Annotated in this window: 16 protein-coding genes; 10 read left to right on the forward strand and 6 right to left on the reverse strand. The window is 65.6% G+C overall.

Features of this window, described 5'->3' with window-relative positions; all coding sequences use genetic code 11:
* Positions 1-8: 8 nt before the first annotated feature.
* From lhgO to ASF98_RS19935, 3 genes are all read left to right on the forward strand, one after another.
* The gene (gene lhgO / locus ASF98_RS19925) at positions 9-1,208 is read left to right on the forward strand and encodes an L-2-hydroxyglutarate oxidase (protein WP_055805755.1); all 1,200 of its coding nucleotides are present in this window, start codon (positions 9-11) and stop codon (positions 1,206-1,208) included.
* A gap of 142 nt (positions 1,209-1,350) precedes the next feature.
* The gene (locus ASF98_RS19930; RefSeq protein ID WP_055805757.1) at positions 1,351-1,722 is read left to right on the forward strand and encodes an STAS/SEC14 domain-containing protein; all 372 of its coding nucleotides are present in this window, start codon (positions 1,351-1,353) and stop codon (positions 1,720-1,722) included.
* Positions 1,723-1,780: 58 nt separating this feature from the next.
* Complete coding sequence (locus tag ASF98_RS19935) at positions 1,781-2,677, forward strand: HNH endonuclease (protein ID WP_055805760.1); 897 nt, start codon at positions 1,781-1,783, stop codon at positions 2,675-2,677.
* 16 nt (positions 2,678-2,693) lie between these two features.
* On the opposite strand, the gene malQ is transcribed toward ASF98_RS19935, so the two are convergent.
* Together malQ and ASF98_RS19945 are read right to left on the reverse strand one after the other, a co-directional pair.
* The gene (malQ, locus tag ASF98_RS19940; RefSeq protein WP_055805763.1) at positions 2,694-4,847 is read right to left on the reverse strand and encodes a 4-alpha-glucanotransferase; all 2,154 of its coding nucleotides are present in this window, start codon (positions 4,845-4,847) and stop codon (positions 2,694-2,696) included.
* A gap of 76 nt (positions 4,848-4,923) precedes the next feature.
* The gene (locus tag ASF98_RS19945; RefSeq protein ID WP_055805765.1) at positions 4,924-5,442 is read right to left on the reverse strand and encodes a hemerythrin domain-containing protein; all 519 of its coding nucleotides are present in this window, start codon (positions 5,440-5,442) and stop codon (positions 4,924-4,926) included.
* A gap of 175 nt (positions 5,443-5,617) precedes the next feature.
* Between ASF98_RS19945 and ASF98_RS19950 the strand changes: the two genes are divergently transcribed.
* From ASF98_RS19950 to ASF98_RS19970, 5 genes are read left to right on the forward strand one after another with little or no spacing between them, the layout of a single operon-like run.
* Positions 5,618-5,983: a TraR/DksA family transcriptional regulator gene (locus ASF98_RS19950; RefSeq protein WP_055805768.1), complete on the forward strand. Its 366-nt coding sequence runs from the start codon at positions 5,618-5,620 to the stop codon at positions 5,981-5,983.
* The gene (locus ASF98_RS19955) at positions 5,980-6,729 is read left to right on the forward strand and encodes a M50 family metallopeptidase (RefSeq protein WP_055805771.1); all 750 of its coding nucleotides are present in this window, start codon (positions 5,980-5,982) and stop codon (positions 6,727-6,729) included. Before ASF98_RS19950 ends, ASF98_RS19955 begins: the two co-directional genes overlap by 4 nt.
* A gap of 9 nt (positions 6,730-6,738) precedes the next feature.
* The gene (locus tag ASF98_RS19960) at positions 6,739-7,821 is read left to right on the forward strand and encodes a glutathione S-transferase family protein (RefSeq protein ID WP_055805774.1); all 1,083 of its coding nucleotides are present in this window, start codon (positions 6,739-6,741) and stop codon (positions 7,819-7,821) included.
* A gap of 36 nt (positions 7,822-7,857) precedes the next feature.
* Complete coding sequence (locus ASF98_RS19965) at positions 7,858-8,997, forward strand: serine hydrolase domain-containing protein (RefSeq protein WP_055805776.1); 1,140 nt, start codon at positions 7,858-7,860, stop codon at positions 8,995-8,997.
* Between the two features lie 47 nt (positions 8,998-9,044).
* Complete coding sequence (locus ASF98_RS19970) at positions 9,045-10,166, forward strand: FUSC family protein (protein WP_055805779.1); 1,122 nt, start codon at positions 9,045-9,047, stop codon at positions 10,164-10,166.
* Position 10,167: 1 nt separating this feature from the next.
* Here ASF98_RS19970 and ASF98_RS19975 read toward each other — a convergent pair whose 3' ends face one another.
* Genes ASF98_RS19975 through ASF98_RS19985 form a run of 3 tightly spaced genes read right to left on the reverse strand, consistent with a single transcriptional unit; the run spans position 10,168 to position 13,797 of the window.
* Complete coding sequence (locus ASF98_RS19975) at positions 10,168-11,079, reverse strand: MaoC family dehydratase (protein WP_055805782.1); 912 nt, start codon at positions 11,077-11,079, stop codon at positions 10,168-10,170.
* Positions 11,076-12,416 carry a 3-oxoacyl-ACP reductase gene (locus ASF98_RS19980; protein ID WP_055805784.1) on the reverse strand — a complete coding sequence of 447 codons (1,341 nt, stop codon included), beginning with the start codon at positions 12,414-12,416 and terminating at the stop codon, positions 11,076-11,078. The genes ASF98_RS19975 and ASF98_RS19980 overlap by 4 nt, the downstream gene beginning before the upstream one ends.
* A gap of 10 nt (positions 12,417-12,426) precedes the next feature.
* Positions 12,427-13,797, reverse strand: coding sequence for an acetyl-CoA C-acetyltransferase (locus ASF98_RS19985; protein WP_156372488.1), 1,371 nt, complete (start codon positions 13,795-13,797; stop codon positions 12,427-12,429).
* A gap of 120 nt (positions 13,798-13,917) precedes the next feature.
* Here ASF98_RS19985 and ASF98_RS19990 point away from each other — a divergent pair, with 120 nt between their 5' ends.
* Both ASF98_RS19990 and ASF98_RS19995 read left to right on the forward strand, forming a co-directional pair.
* Positions 13,918-14,628 (forward strand): TetR/AcrR family transcriptional regulator, encoded by a 711-nt coding sequence (locus ASF98_RS19990; RefSeq protein ID WP_055806623.1) that lies wholly within the window; start codon positions 13,918-13,920, stop codon positions 14,626-14,628.
* Positions 14,625-16,739 (forward strand): acyl-CoA dehydrogenase family protein, encoded by a 2,115-nt coding sequence (locus tag ASF98_RS19995; protein WP_055805787.1) that lies wholly within the window; start codon positions 14,625-14,627, stop codon positions 16,737-16,739. Before ASF98_RS19990 ends, ASF98_RS19995 begins: the two co-directional genes overlap by 4 nt.
* Positions 16,740-16,871: 132 nt before the next feature.
* Here ASF98_RS19995 and glgA read toward each other — a convergent pair whose 3' ends face one another.
* Positions 16,872-18,068, reverse strand: a complete 1,197-nt coding sequence (gene glgA, locus ASF98_RS20000) for a glycogen synthase (RefSeq protein ID WP_055806626.1) — start codon at positions 18,066-18,068, stop codon at positions 16,872-16,874.
* Between the last annotated feature and the right edge of the window lie 56 nt (positions 18,069-18,124).

The following is an 18,124-nucleotide window of genomic DNA, read 5'->3' on the forward strand; positions in this document are numbered from 1 at the left end:
CAGGATCAATGACTGAACGCGTGGGCATCATTGGAGGCGGCATCGTGGGCATCGCGATCGCACGCGCCCTGAGCAGCCGCGGGCTCGCGGACGTCACCGTCCTGGAAAAGGAACAGCGGGTCGCCGCGCACCAGACCGGGCATAATTCCGGGGTAGTGCACGCAGGCCTCTACTACGCGCCAGGCTCCCTGAAAGCCCGGCTATGCCAACGCGGGCGGGTGCTCACGCGTGACTTCTGCCGCGACAGGAATCTTCCCTACCGGGAACTCGGCAAACTGGTCGTTGCCCTCACGGAGGGCGAACTTCCGGCCCTGGCAGACATTGAAAGCCGCTCCGTGGCGAACCGCGTGCCCGGGCTGCGCCGCCTCGGTGCCGCCGCGATGCGCGAGGTCGAACCGCACGTCGCCGGGGTTGCAGCACTGCATTCGCCGCACACCGCCGTCGTGGACTTTGTGGCCATCACAGAGGCCATGGCCGATGATATCCGGTCCGCGGGCGGGCAAATTCTGTTCGGGCATGAAGTCGTCGCCATCACCCCCGGACCCGGCGAAGTCCGCGTCACAACAACTCACACCGACTTCGCGTTCGATCGCCTCATCGTGTGCGCCGGCCTACAGTCCGACGTCGTCGCCGGACTCGCCGGGGCCTCTCCGGCACCTAAAATCCTGCCCTTCCGCGGAGAGTATTGGGGGTTGTCGGCGGCGAAGCAGCACTTCGTCAGGGGCATGATCTACCCCGTCCCGGACCCCCGCTTCCCTTTCCTGGGCGTCCACTTCACCCGCGGTGTCTACGACACCATCCATGTGGGGCCGAACGCTGTCCCTGCCCTGGCCCGGGAGGGCTACGGCTGGAACAAGGTGTCCTTCAAGGACACCGCTGCGTCGATCATGTGGCCGGGGGCCCTGGCCCTGGCCAGGAAACACTGGCGCATGGGGGCCAAGGAGATTGCCGCATCCCTGGTTAAGCCGCTGTACTTCCAGCAGGCCCGCAGGTTTATCCCTGAACTTCACATGGATGACCTCACTGCGAAGACTGCCGCCGGCGTCCGCGCCCAGGCATGGTCACTGGACGGCAGCCTCCTTGACGACTTTGCGATCGAGAGAGTGGGCCCGGTAACGCTCCTACGGAACGCCCCCTCCCCCGCGGCGACCTCGGCGATGGCGATTGCAGACTACGTTCTTGAGCATCACCATGTCCCCCGCAAATGATGCGCGGCGGCAACCTGCGTGGTTGATGGACAACGGTGGCCTGCCCCGTTAGATTGACGCCGGGGCAGGTTTCCCGGCCCTGAAACGCCGGGGGAATTGCAGCCGCCCGGCTGCACTGGGCACTGCCCCTTTGGGGGAGTCAATGACATACAACACCGGGGCCAATGTCAGCGTGGGCCGTGTAAGCCAGGGCATATCGCGGATCACCCTCCGGCCCAGCGCCCGGATCACGGAGGAGGACGGGCAGCGCACCCGGGAGGAACTGCTGGCCTTGACCGGGGGCACGCGGGGCGGCGTGCTACTTGAGATCACGGGCGTGGGCTCAGTCAGCAGGGAAGCGATCAGCGTGTACAGCTCAGCGGTCACTGTCAGTGCGTTCGCCATCCTGGGCAGCACTCCCGTGGACCGAGTCATTGCCCACGGCCTGCTGGGTCTCCCGCTGCCGGCCTGTCCGAGCGAGTACTTCACGGACGAGGACGAAGCACTCAACTGGCTTCACTCCGTCAGCGGGTGAACTTCCGCTTCGGAGGGCCAACGGGTTCACTCAGCGGTAGCCCTGAAAGAATGGGCGCATGACAGCCATCTTCCTGGTGTGGAACCAGGACCGCGAGGACGACTGGAACTACACATCCGTCGTCGTGCAGGTGCAGGAAACCGGGCAGTCCCACAGTGAGTGGAGCGTTGCGGGCGCGGCCGGTATCCCCGATGGATCGGACGCCTGGCTGCTGTTGAGGGGAAAGCACTGGCGGGGCCTGCTCGGGCACGGCGTGGTGATCTCTGCGGGGCGCTGCCCCGGACCGCGCTCCGGAGCTGCCGGAAGGCCTTCGTCCCGCCTGATTGTCGCGTTCGACTCTCTCCTTCCCCTCGGCGACCAGGTGGGGCCGGAGATCCTCAGCACTAACCTTCCCGAAATGCCGTGGAACGACGTCCGCAACGGCCAGGCCATGGACCCGGCCGCAGAAGCCCGGGTCCGTGACCTCTGGCGGCTAGAAGGCCCGGCGCCGATTCCGGAGACGACCTTTCCGCTGCCAGGGAGCTACCCTGCGTGGGCCGTGAGTACAGTTGTGGTGAATCGGTACGAAAGGAATCCGGAGGCGCGGCGCGCCTGCATCGCCCACTACGGGACCAGCTGTGCCGCCTGCGGCTTTTCCTTTGAAATCGCGTACGGCGAAGCCGGCAGGGACTTCATCGACGTCCACCACACCGTTCCGGTTTCGATGCTCGACAGCACCTACAGGCTGGATCCCGTCACGGATCTGCTGCCGCTCTGCGCTAACTGCCATGCCATGGCGCACATCGGTGTGTCTACACCGCGGGCGCTTTCGGAGTTGCGCCAGATGCTGGCCGGCGCCGGCTTCATGCGCGGACAGACCCTGCGCCCCGCGGAAGTTGAGTCGCAGAACGAGGCACTGCGGATCCTGGGACCGGCAAGGACTGATCCCGGGCATCCGCCGGGACCAGAACGCTAGGAATGCCCTGGCGGGCTTAGCCGGACGGCTTGAGCGCGTTCCGGACCACTCCCACCAAAGAATTGAAGCGGCCGTTTTCCGGCAGATCGTCGATGAGCACAGGACCGTCCGGCCCCGCAAGCGGGATGCGCCAGTTAGGGTGTTCCGCGTCCGTTCCCGGCTGGTTCTGCGTACGGGTTTCCCCGACGGCGTCCACAAGGGCGACACCCAGCAGGGCAGACGGCGTCAGGGCGGTGAAGGCGTACAGCGCCTCGACGGTGCGCTGAGCGTCGGCCGACGAATCAGGAAGCAGCCCGCGTTCGCGGACAAGGGCCAGCACGGACTCCTGTTCGGCCGCTGCCTCTGCCCGCTCCTCTTCGACCGGCCGCAGGAGCAGGCCCAATGATTCGCGGAGTGTCACGTGCTCACCCGCAAGGTAACCCGCCGTCGGTGGCAGATCGTGGGTGTTGACGCTGGTCAGGCACTGTTGACGGTATTCCTCCGGGGACAGCGGACCTGATTCATTGTGTTCGAACCATAGGATGGACGTGCCCAGGATCCCCCGCTCTGTCAGGTAATCCCGTACCCACGGCTCGAACACGCCAAGGTCCTCCCCGACAACGGTCGCGCCGGCCCGCTGGGCTTCAAGGGCCAGGATCCCGATGAGGGCTTCATGGTCGTAGTACACATACGTGCCCTCGTCCGGACCGGCTCCTTCCGGGATCCACCAGAGGCGGAAGAGTCCAAGGATGTGGTCCACGCGGATGCCGCCTGCATGGCGGAGTACCGTCCGCAGCATGTCGCGGTACGGCTTGTATCCTGCGGCCGCGAGCCGTCCGGGGTGCCACGGCGGCTGGGTCCAGTTCTGTCCCTGCTGGTTGAAGACGTCTGGCGGGGCACCGACAGTCACGCCTTGGGCGAGCACGCCGCGAAGCGTCCACGCGTCTGCTCCGTTTGTCTTGACGCCCACGGCCAGGTCATGGACGATGCCGATGGCCATCCCGCAGTGTTTGGCCGTCCGCTGGGCGGTAGCCAGCTGCTCATCGCAGATCCACTGCATCCAGCGGTAGAACTCCAGCCGGTCCGCCTGCTCAAGACGCACGTTGTCGCAGTACGGGGTGTCCGGTGACAGTGCCTCGCCGGACCACTCGGGCGCCGTCGGCGGCAGTCGCTCCGCGAGCGTGCACCACAGTGCGAAGTCATCCAGGCCCTTGCCTTCCGCTGCGCAGAAGTTTTCAAACATGCGGACACGGCCGGGACTGCGGCGGACCTTGAAAATGAGCTCAAGTGCCTCGAGTTTGGCCTGGTAGCTGGCGTTTCTTTCCAGCAGGCCGTCCGCCGTATTGGCGGTGTGGAGCAATGCCGCGTTCTTCTCGATGCCTGCCCTGGCTTCAGGGTTCAGGTATCCGTACTCCGGCACGTCCTCAACGCGGATATAGAGCGGGTTGAAGAAACGGCGGGTGGTGGGCAGATACGGCGAATCCTCGATGGGAGGTCGGGGTTCCCCCGCATGCAGGGGATTCACCAGGACGAAACCCGCGCCGTCCTTTCCTGCAATCGCAGCAAGGTCCACAAGGTCGGAGAAATCGCCGATGCCCCATGAACGGGAAGACCGGACCGAATACAGCTGGGCTGTCAGCCCCCACTGCCGGTCGGACGCCAGACGCCGGGTGGTCTCCAGCCGCTCGGGCGTAATGACCAGGGCACATTCCGCGAGTTCTCCGCCAGCGTCGGCATGCAGGGTGTGCCAGCCCAGGGGCAGATCGCCGGAAATGGCAAAGGAGGCCCGGCCGGTGAGCGTGCCGTCCACTTCACGAGGCTCCTCCCAGTTGTCCCGCTGCTCGGCGTCCACTCGGTTCCCATCCTCGGTTACCGCCCACACACTGACGGGTGTTCCGTGCGGGACGTGGACGGCAACGTGGATTTCGCGGCCTTCCCTCGAAACGACCGACGGCGGGAGGAGGCGATGCCACGGCGCCTGTTCCGCATCGCGCAGGGCGCCATGGAGGTCATCAACTGTCCCGGTTCGGTCCCCCAGTGCAGCCAGCACGCCGTGCAGCGTCCCGGCCGCGACGGGATGTTCCCTGCCATCCCAGCCGCGGAAGGAGGTGCTCACGCCGCGGGCTGCCGCCAGTTTGCGAAGCAGTTCATCGGCCATCCCTGTGGTTTCTTGTCCCGTTCCATGCGCCATGGCCCTTACTCTATTGGGTCGCCGGGCTTCGGCAAGGACACCAGCGCCACCTATTTTCGTGCTGCTGCGCCCTGTGCTAGTGATGCGCGCTGCCCCGGTGGTGCGCGTGCTCTTCGCCCACCAGCTCGTGCAGCCCTGAGACGGCTTCGGCCAGGGACAGTTCGGGCGATGACACCACAAATGGCATCAGGAGCCTGTTCTCTTTATCCAGGTGCAGGGCAAAGATGCGTTGAATGGAGCCGGCTGCTACGGCGGCGGCGACGCCCCGCGCGCCACGGAACTCTTCGACGAGTGCCACGACCACCTGGTGTTCTGCCAGCATGCCTTCAACCAGCAGCCTCGCTTCCGCTGATTTCCGGGGACCACCGTAGAGCGGGCCTTCTTCGGCGAGGGCATGGGGCACCAACTCGTTTTCCAACCATTCCAGCAATATCTCGTGCGCATCATGCTCGCCCCCGGCATCGCGTTTCTCCACCGAACTCGTCAAAGCGGCAACGAGCGCCGTGAGGCGTTTCAACATGCTCGCGTGGTGCCTTTCCACGGCCTCCAGGGCTTCGTTCTCCGAAGCAGGGTCCTTCTCTGACGGATGGTTCATCGTCCCTCCCGATCTCGTGCGCGCCTGCCGTCCGGCGGGCGGCCCCTCACCGGGCGGGTACTGGCTTTACGCAATTTCACTCTACGTACGCGCGGCCCGTCGGTGAGGGGTCTTATGGCCCGAAAACCTTCTGCCCTTTAGACTCGGCCCCCGCGCCGGGCTAGCCTTGAATACTATGGTTGACGTCGAGAGATTCCGGATCCTGCTTGAATCCGAGCGCGCCCGGAAAACGATATTGCTGCCGGCGCTCCGTGCCGACATCACCGCCGCGAACGCTGCTCGCCAGAACTCGAACGTCGATGACGAGCATGATCCCGAGGGCGCCACTATTGCCTTTGAGCTTTCCCAGGCTGCCGCGCTGATGCAGCAAAGCAGCGCCACCCTTGCGCAGGTTGAGGCGGCACTTGCCCGGATAGCGGGTGGCAGCTACGGCCACTGTGAAATCTGCGGCGTGGCGATTACCGAGGGCCGGCTCGAAGCCCGCCCTTGGACGCCCTATTGCATCGATCACGCCGGCGGAAAGTCAGGTCCGAGGCCATGACGGATGTTGCCGGTTCATTGTGGGAGCGTATCGTTTCGGGATTCTCCCAGTCGCCCTTGCCTCAGGTGACGGCGACGGAACTGTTGATTGTGGTGGTGCTTGCTACGGTGTTGTCGCTCCCCCGGGCTTCGTGGCGGTACTTCGGGCTGCTGGCCACCGTCACCCATGAACTCGGGCATGCGTTCGCTGCCCTCATTACCGGGCAGCGCCTGGGCGGTATCAGGCTGAGCCTGGACCACTCCGGGACCACCACCACGTACAGCAGGGGACGCTTCCCCGCAGTCTGGTCCACGTTCTGGGGCTACCCCGTGCCCGGCGTGGTGGGAGCGGCCATGGTGTGGTCGGGTTTCAACGGCTGGGGACCGGCGGCGTTGTCCGTCGGCACGCTGATCCTGGCGGGTTCGTTCCTGTTTATCCGCAACGCCATGGGGCTGCTCATTACCTCTGCAGCAGTCGTGGGCAGCGCACTCCTGGTGCTCTTCGTCCCGCCGCAGTTCACCGGCCATGTGGTGATTGCACTGGGCCTCGCCCTGCTGGTGGCCGCCGTCCGCGACCTGGCCAAGCTGTCAAACGTGCACCTGCGGCGCCGGGACAGGCTGCCCACATCCGACGCGCATCTCCTTTACAGGGCCACGTCGGTTCCTGCCGCCGTCTGGATCCTGCTCTTCGCCGCGGTGGTTGCCGGTTCGTGGTGGGTGGCCTGGCAGCCCATGGCCCGGGTGTTTGCAACGCTGCTGAGCCAATAGGGTGGAAACATGACTTCAGTTTTCCGCGCCGCGGCTGATCACTCTTCCGACCCCGGATTCAGCACCAAGGGCTCATACGTCACCGGCGGTGAAGAATTTTCCCGGGACACCAACTACATCGAGGACCGGATCACCCGGGACGGCGCGCCGGGACGGAACGGGGAGCCGGGGTGGCCGGTGGAAGCGGGACGGTACCGCCTGATCGCAGCCCGTGCCTGCCCCTGGGCGAACAGGACAGTTATCGTCCGCAGGCTGCTGGGACTGGAGGATGCCATCTCCCTGGGGCAGCCCGGCCCTACGCATGACGCGCGGTCCTGGTCCTTTGACCTGGACCGGGGCGGCGTTGATCTTGTCCTCGGAATTGAGCGGATCCAGGACGCGTATTTCAAGAGATTCCCGGGGTACCCCCGCGGAATCACCGTGCCGGCCATCGTGGACGTACGCTCAGGCGGCGTGGTCACCAATAATTTCCCGCAGATAACGCTCGACTTCTCCACTGAGTGGGCCGCGTTCCATCGGCCCGGGGCCCCGGAACTCTACCCTGCCCATCTCAGGACCGAGATCGACGAGGTTAACAAGAGGGTGTTTACCGAGGTAAACAACGGCGTCTACCGCTGCGGTTTTGCCGGTTCGCAGGACGCCTACGACGCCGCGTACACACGCCTGTGGACCGCCCTGGACTGGCTGGAGGAACGCCTCGCCGGCCAGCGGTACCTGGTGGGCGACACCATCACCGAAGCGGACGTGCGGCTGTTCACCACGCTGGTCCGTTTCGACGCCGTCTACCACGGCCACTTCAAGTGCAACCGGCAAAAGCTTAGCGAGATGCCGGCGCTGTGGGCCTACGCCCGGGATCTTTTCCAGACCCCAGGATTTGGCGACACCATCGATTTCGTGCAGATCAAGCAGCACTACTACATCGTCCACGAGGACATCAACCCCACCGGAATCGTCCCGCAGGGGCCTGACCTGGCCGGATGGCTGACAGGCCACGGCCGCGAGGCCCTGGGCGGCCGCCCCTTCGGAGCGGGCACCGCTCCCGGTCCCGTCCGCAGCGGCGAGGAAGTTGCCGCGGGACACGGCGCACGCTGATCGGGAGTGATCCTGGCGCGCCGCTAGTGTTGTCCCATGCAACTTTCGTCAGGCTTTGCCGTGCCCGAATACCAAGCCGTCCGGAGCCTGTTCGATTCATTCCTCCGGGATGACCCGCAGTACAGCGCCCAGCTTGCCGCCTACCGTTCAGGCACGAAAGTGCTGGAGGTCAGCGGCGGGCCCCGCCTGGCAGCGGACTCGATCACGGGCACCTACTCCTGCTCGAAGGGTGCCGCCGCGTTTGTCATCGCCCTCCTGGTCCAGGACGGACTGCTGGACCTTGACCGTACAGTGGCGCACTACTGGCCCGAATTCGCTGCCCACGGAAAAGACACGATCACAGTCCGCGAGGCGCTCTCGCACCGGGCCGGGCTGCTTGGGGTGGAAGGAGGATTCGCGCTGAGTGAATTCACGACGGCGGACGCGGCCGGGAAGCTGGCTGCGGCGCCTCCGCTGTGGCGGCCGGGCGCCACGTTCGGATACCACGCCCTGACCATAGGCATCATCATGGAGGAACTCTGTCGGCGGCTCTCCGGCAGTACCCTCCAGGAGCTGTACGCGTCACGCATCCGGCTGCCGTACGGCATCGACTTTTTCCTGGGGCTCCCGGCGGAGCAGGAGCCCCGTTACCGGGACGTGCTGTACACCGTCGACCCCAGCCAGCCTTGGCTGGACCCGCTGGGACTTGAAGGCCTCAACGGCAATGCCGCAGTCAGCACAGTGATGGAACTCCCCAACCAGCGAGTCATTCGCGAACACGGCATGAGCAGCGCCGGAGGCGTGGGATCGGCAGAGGGTCTGGCCCGGCTCTATGCTGCCGCCACCACTGGCCTAGAGGGCCGTCCGGCCTTCCTGTCACCGGAAACCATCCGGATCATGTCCGAAGAACAGGTATGGGGGCTGGACCGCGCGTCCGGGCTGGACAACGCCTTTGCTGTTGTCTTTATGAAGCCGCACCCCAGCCGCAACTTCGGCAGCCACCGGGCGTTCGGCCACGAAGGTGCCAGTGGCGCCCTGGGTTTTGCGGATCCTGCCTACGACCTCGCCTTCGGCTACGTGCCCGGAACGCAGGAGGAAGGCAGAACCCCGGGCCGCGCACACCGGCTGGCCCACGCGGTCCGGCAGGCGGCTGCCTCCGTCGGAGGGGCCACGGCGCCAGCTCTTACCCGTGAGTAGGTTTATCCACTTGTAGCAGCTTCAGGACAGCCCTATGGTGAGGCCCAATGGCTAACTCAAAACAGCAGGAAGAGGCCCTCCCCTCGCGGGCCGGCAAGATATGGCAGTCCGTTACGGACAGCATTGCGGTGGCACTGTCAGGCCCACGGCTGAAACTCGCAGCCAAGGCAGGGCTGGCCGCCGGGCTTTCCTTCCTCATTGCGCCCCTGATGCCCGGCGCCGCGGCCCAGTACCCTTACTATGCCCCGCTCGGCGCACTGGTCGCCATGTACGAGAACGTGTCGGGTTCCATGAAGCAGGGCGTCCAGACGCTGGTGGGCCTTGGGCTTGGCATCGGCCTGGCCTTCCTGCTGATCAGTGTCAGCAAACCCTCGCCTGTCACCGTGGCCATCTTTATGGGACTCGGCGTCCTGTTGGCCGGGCTGCCGCGCCTGGGGGCCGGCCGCGACTGGATCCCGACGGCGGCCCTGCTGGTGCTGCTGGTAGGCGGAAACAACCCTGACGATTTCTCCTTCGGCTACCTTGTTCAGATGGGCGTCGGAGTCGCCGTCGGTATCGCCGTCAACATGCTGGTTTTCCCGCCCCTGCATTTCAAGGCTGCCGCGCTCAGCCTCGCCGAGCTCCGGTGGGCGCTCGCCAAGCAGCTCTCGGACATGGGCGAGGCCCTGAGGGAAACATGGCCGCCCGAGCATGAAGACTGGGCGGTGCGGTCGGAGGAGCTCGCCCAGTCGGCCCGGGCTGTTCGGGCCGCCGTCCAAAAGGCGGATGCAAGCCGGCAGGCCAATCCGCGGCGCCGGCTCCATCCACATGACCTGGACCGGGACTACAACAACGTCAGGGGCCTGGAGAGCGTTACCTTCCACATCCAGGACATGACCGAGGTGCTGGCGGACGTCATTTGGGACAAGGACGTGCCCTTCGTCATCCCACTGCCCTACAGCGAGCCGCTGGCTGATGCACTGGCCGCAGTCAGCGAGGTCCTCAGGTCCATGGAAGACGAGCACCCGCAAAAGCAAAACGAGCTGATTGAGTCAGCCAAAACCGCCGTGGACGCACTGGCAGAGCGGATGGCATCCGACGATGTCAATCCGGATGCCCCCAGCGCTGCCGAATCCATCGTGCTGAATCTCCACCGGATCCTCCGGGTGGTCTCGGCCGGGCAGTCCTGAGCTACAGCAAACTTACGCTGCCTGTGAAGTGCCGGCGGCCGGACCGCGGATTCCATGCGGAGTAGTCGGAGCACAGCCAGGCCCCGGCAGGGGTATGGACCGAACTGATGTCCAGCGCGACCCGTGCCGGCAGGAACACCGGCGCTTCAAACGCAACATCCCAGCGGAAGGAATCCCCCTTCACGGCGCCGACGTCGGCGAGTGCCCGCGAGGCCAGGTACATGCCGTGCGCTATGGAACGGCGCAAACCCAGGGCTTTGGCCGAGAGCACGCTCAGGTGGATGGGGTTGAAGTCGCCGGACACGGCCGCATAGGCCCTTCCCGTGTCAACGCCCAACTGCCACAGCGCCGTGGGATCCGGCGCAGAAAACGACGCAGGTGCAGCCGGCGCCGAGGGCTTGTCGATCCCGGGGAGGAAGACGCCCTTGGCGAGGTAGGTGGACGTTCCCTTCCAGAGGACCGCGGATTCCCCTGCGCGCCGAACCTCCGCGACGATGTCAACCTGCGTGCCGGCACGGTGACCGCCCAGGTTCTCGGCCCAGGACGTGATGTCCAGGGCCTCCGTGAACAGGATGGCTCCGTGCTGCTCCACTTTGTTGCTCAGGTGCACCATTCCTAGTAGCGGCAGCGGAAAATCGTCACGGTTCATTACGCTCATGGACACCGGAAACGCCAGGGCGTGAATGAATCCGGCAGGCAAAACGTCGCTTGCCGTCTCGCCCACCAGATGCTGGTAGGCGGTAAGATTTGCCACCTGGGCCCGCACTCCCCTGACTTCATGCCCGCAGGGTGGAAGCGTGATCCCCGCGTCAGTACCCAGCACCCGGCGCCGTGCTGCGGTGGCCGCGGCATTCACATAGAGCTTGGATAACGACGGCATGTCCCCGAGGATCACGGGCTGGGCACCGGTCATGCGCCCACCAGGCTCTGTCCGCACACCCGCAGCACTTCGCCGGTAATGCCGCCGGCGGCGTCGCCCGCCAGGAACGCGATCGCCTCTGCGACGTCTTCGGGCCGGCCGCCCTGCTGGAGGGAGTTCAGGCGGCGGGCAACTTCGCGGGTGGCAAACGGAATCCGGGCAGTCATTTCGGTTTCGATGAAGCCCGGCGCCACAGCGTTGATGGATCCGTGGCGTTCCGCGAGCAGCGGTGCCGTGGCACGCACCATGCCCATCACGCCGCCTTTGGATGCCGCGTAGTTCGTTTGCCCGCGGTTGCCTGCGATACCGCTGGTGGACGCGACCGAGACGATCCGCGGGGAGTTGCGGAACTGTTCTGACGCCAGCAAGGCCTCATTGATGCGCAGCTGGGCGGCGATGTTGACGGCAATGACGGAGTTCCAGCGGTCCGGATCCATGTTGGCCAGCAACTTGTCCCGGGTAATGCCAGCGTTGTGGACAACTATGTCCAGGCGTCCGTGCCTGCCCACTGCATGGTCGATGATCCGCTGCCCGGCGTCTTCCCGGGTGATGTCTAGCTGAAGCGCTGTGCCGCGGACCTCGTTGGCCACTGCCGCCAGATGGTCGCCGGCGGCAGGGATGTCGACGACCACCAGGGTGGCCCCGTCCCGGTGAAGCGTGCGGGCAATTGCGGCGCCGATGCCGCGGGCAGCACCGGTCACGACTGCGACCTTCCCGGCCAGCGGCTTGTCCGGATCGGCCGGCAGTTTCCCTTCCCCGGATGCAATGGTGAGGAACTGGCCGTCGACGAAAGCCGACCGGGCGGAGAGGAAGAACCGCAATGCTCCCAGGGCGCTGGGACTCGTGGTGGTTACCCCGTCCGCAAGGACGATGCCGTTTGCCGTGGCGCCGGCGCGCAACTCTTTAGCGAGGGAGCGCAATAGTCCGTCCACACCCTGGCGCGCTGCCGCAGACGCCGGACCCGGCGCGCCTGCCGCTGTCCGGGACACCGTCACGACGCGGGCGTTGGGTGACAAATCCCGGATGGACGCTGCTGCCGCGAGGACGGGCCCTTCCAGATCCTCGGGGCGGGCCAATTCGTCAAGCACCAGGATGATGGCGCCCAGCTTCTCCCGGGGCACCGCATGCCGGCGGACGTCGAGGTCCCAGGACAAAAGGGCAGCGGCCAGTTCGTCGGCGCTGTCGCTGGAGCCCTGGACCAGGATCGGACCGGGGACCAGGGGCTGTCCCGGCTGGTAGCGCCGGAGCACTACCGGCTGCGGCAGGCCGAGCTTTTTGGCCACATCCTTGCCGATTCCGCGGCTTACAAATTGTGTGTACTTGTCAGTCACACCGGCCTCCTTAGAATGCTTCAAGAATGGCGACGACCCCTTGGCCGCCGGCGGCGCAGATGGAAATCAGGCCGCGCGCCGGACGGCCGTCCACCCGGCCCTTTTCGTGGAGCATCTTCGCCAGGGAGGCCACGATCCGGCCGCCGGTCGCAGCAAAGGGGTGCCCCGCGGCCAGTGAGGATCCGTTGACGTTCAGTTTGGAGCGGTCGATGCTGCCCAGCGCGCCGTCCAGGCCCAGGCGAGTGCGCCCGAATTCCTCGTCTTCCCAGGCGGCCAGCGTGCTGAGGACGGTGCCGGCAAACGCTTCGTGGAGCTCGAAGAAGTCGATGTCATCGAGCGTCAGGCCGTTGCGGGCCAGCAGGCGCGGCACGGCAAATGCCGGCGCCATCAGCAGACCGTCCTTGCCGTGGACGAAATCGACGGCGGCCGCCTCGCCGTCAATTACGGTGGCGAGCTTGGGAAGTTCGTGGGCGTCGGCCCATTCCTCCGACGCAAGAAGCACGGTGGACGCGCCATCGGTGAGGGGTGTGGAGTTGCCCGCTGTCATAGTTGCCTCGGCGCCGAGGTTCTTGCCGAAGACGGGCTTGAGCGTTGCCAGTTTTTCCAGGGTGGTGTCAGCGCGGAGGTTTGAGTCCCGGGTCAGCCCACGGTAGGGCGTGAGCAGATCGTCGAAAAAGCCTGCATCGTAGGCGGCGGCGAGGTTGCGGTGGCTGTTGTACGCCAGCTGGTCCTGGGCTTCCCGTGTGATCTTCCACTGTGCGGTGGTGAGGGCCTGGTGCTCACCCATGGACAGCCCGGTCCGGGGCTCCCCCGTATTGGGGGCGTCGGGTGCCAGGTCCTTGGGACGAAGGCGGCTCAGGACCTGAAGCCGCTGGGGCAGGGTTTTGACCCGGTTGAGGTCCAGCAGGACCTCGCGCAGACCCTCACTCACGGCAATCGGCGCATCGGATGCTGAATCGACGCCACCGGCAATCGCCGAATCAATCTGTCCAAGCTTGATCTTGTTGGCTAAGCCCAGGACCGTTTCGAGCCCCGTGGCACACGCCTGCTGGAGGTCATAGGCGGGTGTTTCCGCGGAGAGCGCCGAGCCCAGAACTGCTTCCCGGGTGAGGTTGAAGTCGCGGGAGTGCTTGAGCACGGCGCCGGCGGCAACCTCGCCGATCCGTTCATCCTGAAGGCCGAAACGGGCGATCAGACCGTCCAGGGCTGCAGTCAGCATGTCCTGGTTCGAAGACTTGGTATATGCGCCGCCGGTCCGCGCGAACGGAATCCGGTTTCCGCCCACCACCACAGCTTTGCGCAACGAGTCCCGTCCATGTGTGGCCGCTTGGGCGTTGGATGATTCCTCTGGTCCGGTGGCGGACTGTCCGGTAAAGGACATGTGCTGTCTCCTTTGGCTGAACTCTGATTACCGATACCCAGCGTACCTGATACGCTGAGTATCGTGAAGATTCCCCCCGTTGATCCTCCCGCGCGCCGGGACGGCAACTCCCCCGGCGGTATTTCCGCAAGCGGCACGGCCATCGACGGACGTGCCGCCCGCTGGCAGTCGCACCGTGAGGAGCGGCGGCGCGAACTGATCAAATCGGCTCGGAAGGCAGTCCACGCCCTGGGGAGCGACGCTTCCATGGAGGACATCGCGGCTGCAGCCAGCACGTCCAAGTCCGTGTTCTACCGCTATTTCGGCGACAAGGCCGGCCTGCAGCAGGCAGTCGGCGAGGTGGTGCTCAGCCAGATGCAGCGCCGTATCCAGGAAGCAGCGCAGAGCGCGCAAACGCCCAGGGAGGGGCTTCTGGCCATGGTGTCCGCCTACCTCCAAATGGCTGAAACCAGTCCCCACGTCTACACGTTCGTCACCACCTATTCGGCGGGCGAGCCGGGAACGACCACCGGCGGAATGGCCGCCGCCGGTGCCCTTGGCCACTTCTTCGAAGAAGTCCGCGACATGATCGCCCGGCCCATGCGGGAACACCTCGGAGCTGGCAAGGAAGCTGTGATCGGGTACTGGCCTACCGCGGCGATCGGACTCGTCCGGAATGCCGGGGAGCAGTGGCTCGCCACACCGGAATCATCCAACAAACCGGACCAGGAAACGATGGCCCGCCAGATCACGGCGTGGCTGTGCGTCGGGATAGCCCCGGAACTCGAAGTCCTGGATCCGCTCCATCCGACCCTTAGTGAATTGTCAGAACCAAAGAAGGAATCGACATGACTGACGTAGTTGACCGCCCCGCCAGCCAGGCAAGCCGCCCCGCCGCCCGCGCACACCACCGCGCAGACGCAACGCCGTCCGTCGACGTCGCGGCGCTTGGTGAGCAACTTCTGGGCAAGTGGGCCCGGATCCGCCTGCACTCGCGCGAGCTTGCAGGCCGCCCCGAACTGTACAAGACCGAGGGCCTGACCCATACGCAGCACCGGATGCGCACATTCGGCCAGCTCAAGTACCTGGTGGACAACGGCGCCGTCCACCGCGCCTTTCCCGCGTCGCTGGGCGGTTCCGATGATCACGGCGGCAACATCGCCGGGTTCGAGGAACTCGTCACGGCCGATCCGTCGCTGCAAATCAAGGCGGGCGTCCAGTGGGGCTTGTTTGGTTCGGCTGTGATGCACCTCGGCACTGAGGAACACCACGCCAAGTGGCTGCCCGGCATCATGAATCTGGACATTCCCGGCTGCTTCGCGATGACGGAAACCGGGCACGGCTCCGATGTTGCCAGTATTGCCACCACGGCTACCTTTGACCCGGCCACCCAGGAATTCGTGGTCAACACGCCTTTCCGTGCAGCGTGGAAGGACTACATCGGCAACGCCGCCATAGACGGGCTCGGCGCCGTGGTGTTCGCCCAGCTGGTCACCAGCGGCGTGAACCACGGTGTGCACGCCTTCTACGTGGACCTGCGGGATCCGGAAACGAAGGAATTCCTGCCGGGCATCGGCGGTGAGGACGACGGCGTCAAAGGCGGCCTGAACGGCATCGACAACGGCCGGCTTCATTTCAGCAACGTCCGCATCCCGCGGACCAACCTGCTCAACCGCTACGGCAACGTTGACACTGACGGCGCCTACACCTCGTCCATCGCCAGCCCCGGCCGACGCTTTTTCACCATGCTGGGCACCCTGGTCCAGGGCCGCGTCTCGCTGGACGGTGCCGCGGTGGCTGCCAGCAAGATCGCCCTCAAGACCGCCATCCAGTACGCCACCGAACGCCGCCAGTTCAACGCTTCATCACACACTGACGAAGAAGTGCTGCTCGACTACCAGCGCCACCAGCGGCGGCTGTTCACCCGGCTGGCCACGACCTACGCCGCGGGCTTCGCCCACGAGCAGCTGCTTCAGAAATTCGACGACGTGTTCTCGGGCGCCCACGACTCCGACGAGGACCGCCAGGACCTCGAGACCCTGGCCGCTGCGCTCAAACCTCTCAGTACGTGGCATGCCCTCGACACGCTCCAGGAATGCCGTGAGGCCTGCGGCGGTGCCGGGTTCCTGATTGAGAACCGCTTTGCATCCCTGCGCGCCGACCTGGACGTCTATGTCACCTTCGAAGGTGATAACACGGTGCTGCTCCAGCTGGTGGCCAAGCGGCTCCTCGCGGATTACGCCAAGGAATTCCGCAACGTCGATGTCGGGGTGCTGGCCCGCTACGTGGTGAGCCAGGCCGCCGGCACTGCAGTCCACCGGACGGGCCTTCGCCAGGTCGCCCAGTTCGTGGCCGACACGGGCTCCGTCCAGAAGGCAGCCATTGCGCTGCGGGACGAGGCCACGCAGCGGTTGCTGCTGACCGACCGGGTGCAGACCATGGTTGCCGAGGCGGGAGCCGCACTGAAGGGGACGAACAAGCTGCCGCAGCAGAAGGCTGCCGAGGCGTTCAACCAGCACCAGCACGAACTGATCGAAGCGGCGCAGGCGCACGCGGAGCTATTGCAGTGGGAGGCCTTCACCGAGGCCCTGGCCAACGTGAAGGACCCGGGCACCAAGCGGGTGCTGACCTGGCTGCGGGACCTGTTCGGACTCTCGCTCATCGAGAAGAACCTGTCCTGGTACCTCATGAACGGGCGGCTGTCGATGCAGCGTGCGCGAACGGTGGGCGACTACATTAACCGGCTCCTGGTCAAGATCCGTCCGCACGCAGTGGATTTAGTGGACGCCTTCGGGTACGGACCGGAGCATCTCCGGGCGGCGATTGCGACCGGCGCCGAACAGATCCGGCAGGACGAAGCCAGGGCCTACTTCCGTTCGCAGCGCGCCGACGGCAAGGCCCCCGTTGACGAGAAAGTCCTTCTTGCGAAGAAGGCGCGTGAGTCCAAGCCTCAGCGCCGCTAGGTTCCCGGCACTGTCCGGACAGTCTGAGGACGATCGCTGGTAGGAAAACCGCTTCTAGGAAGTCATACCGGCAGGAAACCACGACGGCGCCGCCCCCTTAGGGGGTGCGGCGCCGTCGTCGATTAATTCCGTTTAGGCAAGGACCGAGCGGTACACCTCAAGGGTGGTTTGCGTGATGGAGTCCCAGGAGAAGTGCTCCTCCGCGCGGCGGCGGCCGGCCTGTCCCATGGCGCGGGCGCGCTCGGGGTCGGACACCACCTCGGTCAAGGCGGCTGCGAATTCGTTGACGAACTTCTCCGGATCCAGCGGGGTTCCGGTGCCGTCGGTGACCTGTTCCAGATCCACCAGCAGTCCGGTTTCGCCGTGCTGGACCACTTCCGGGATCCCGCCGGTGGCGCTGGCCACCACGGCCGCACCGCAGGCCATGGCCTCGAGGTTGACGATCCCCAGCGGTTCGTAGATGGACGGGCAGGCAAAGGCGGTTGCGTGGCTGAGGACCTGGATCAGTTCGTTGCGCGGAAGCATCCGTTCAATAAGGACAACTCCGCTGCGCTGACTCTGCAGCTCCTCGATCAGGCGGGCAGTTTCCGCGGCGAGTTCGGGAGTGTCCGCCGCGCCGAGGCACAGCACCAGCTGGACATCCGCCGGCAGCTTGGCCGCGGCACGCAGCAGGTACGGAACACCCTTCTGGCGGGTGTTGCGGCCTACGAACACCACGCTGGGCAGGGCCGGATCGATGCCCAGGGCGCGGATGGCGTCATCGGCCTCGTCACGCTGCCAGAGTTCGACGTCAATGCCGTTATGCACCACGCGGACCTTGGCCGGATCCACATCGGGGTAGCTGCGCAGGATGTCCTGCCGCATCCCTTCGGACACGGCGATGATGGCAGCGGCGGCCTCGTAGGCGGTCTTTTCCACCCAGGAGGACAAGGCGTAGCCGCCCCCGAGCTGTTCGGCTTTCCACGGCCGGAGCGGCTCCAGGCTATGGGCGCTCAACACATGCGGGATGCCGTGCAGCAGCGAGGCCAGGTGGCCCGCCATGTTGGCATACCAGGTGTGCGAATGCACAAGGTCGGCCCCCGCGATGTCCGGCACGATGCGCAGATCGACCCCGAGCGTCTGGACGGCGGCGTTGGCGGCTCCCAGATCCTCCGGAACGGAGTAGGACGTCACCTTCGCCCCGTGATAGTCGGGATCCCGGGGCGCCCCGAAGGCCCGCACCTGCAAATCCACATGCTTGGCCAGCACGCGGCTCAGTTCAGCCACATGGACCCCGGCGCCACCGTAAATCTCGGGCGGGAACTCTTTAGTCACAATGTCTATTCGCACGATACCCAAGGTAGTCCTTACGGCGTATCTGTTCTAGTGTGAAGGGGTCCGGGCGT

Source organism: Arthrobacter sp. Leaf337 (assembly GCF_001423745.1).
Classification (GTDB): Bacteria; Actinomycetota; Actinomycetes; order Actinomycetales; family Micrococcaceae; genus Arthrobacter.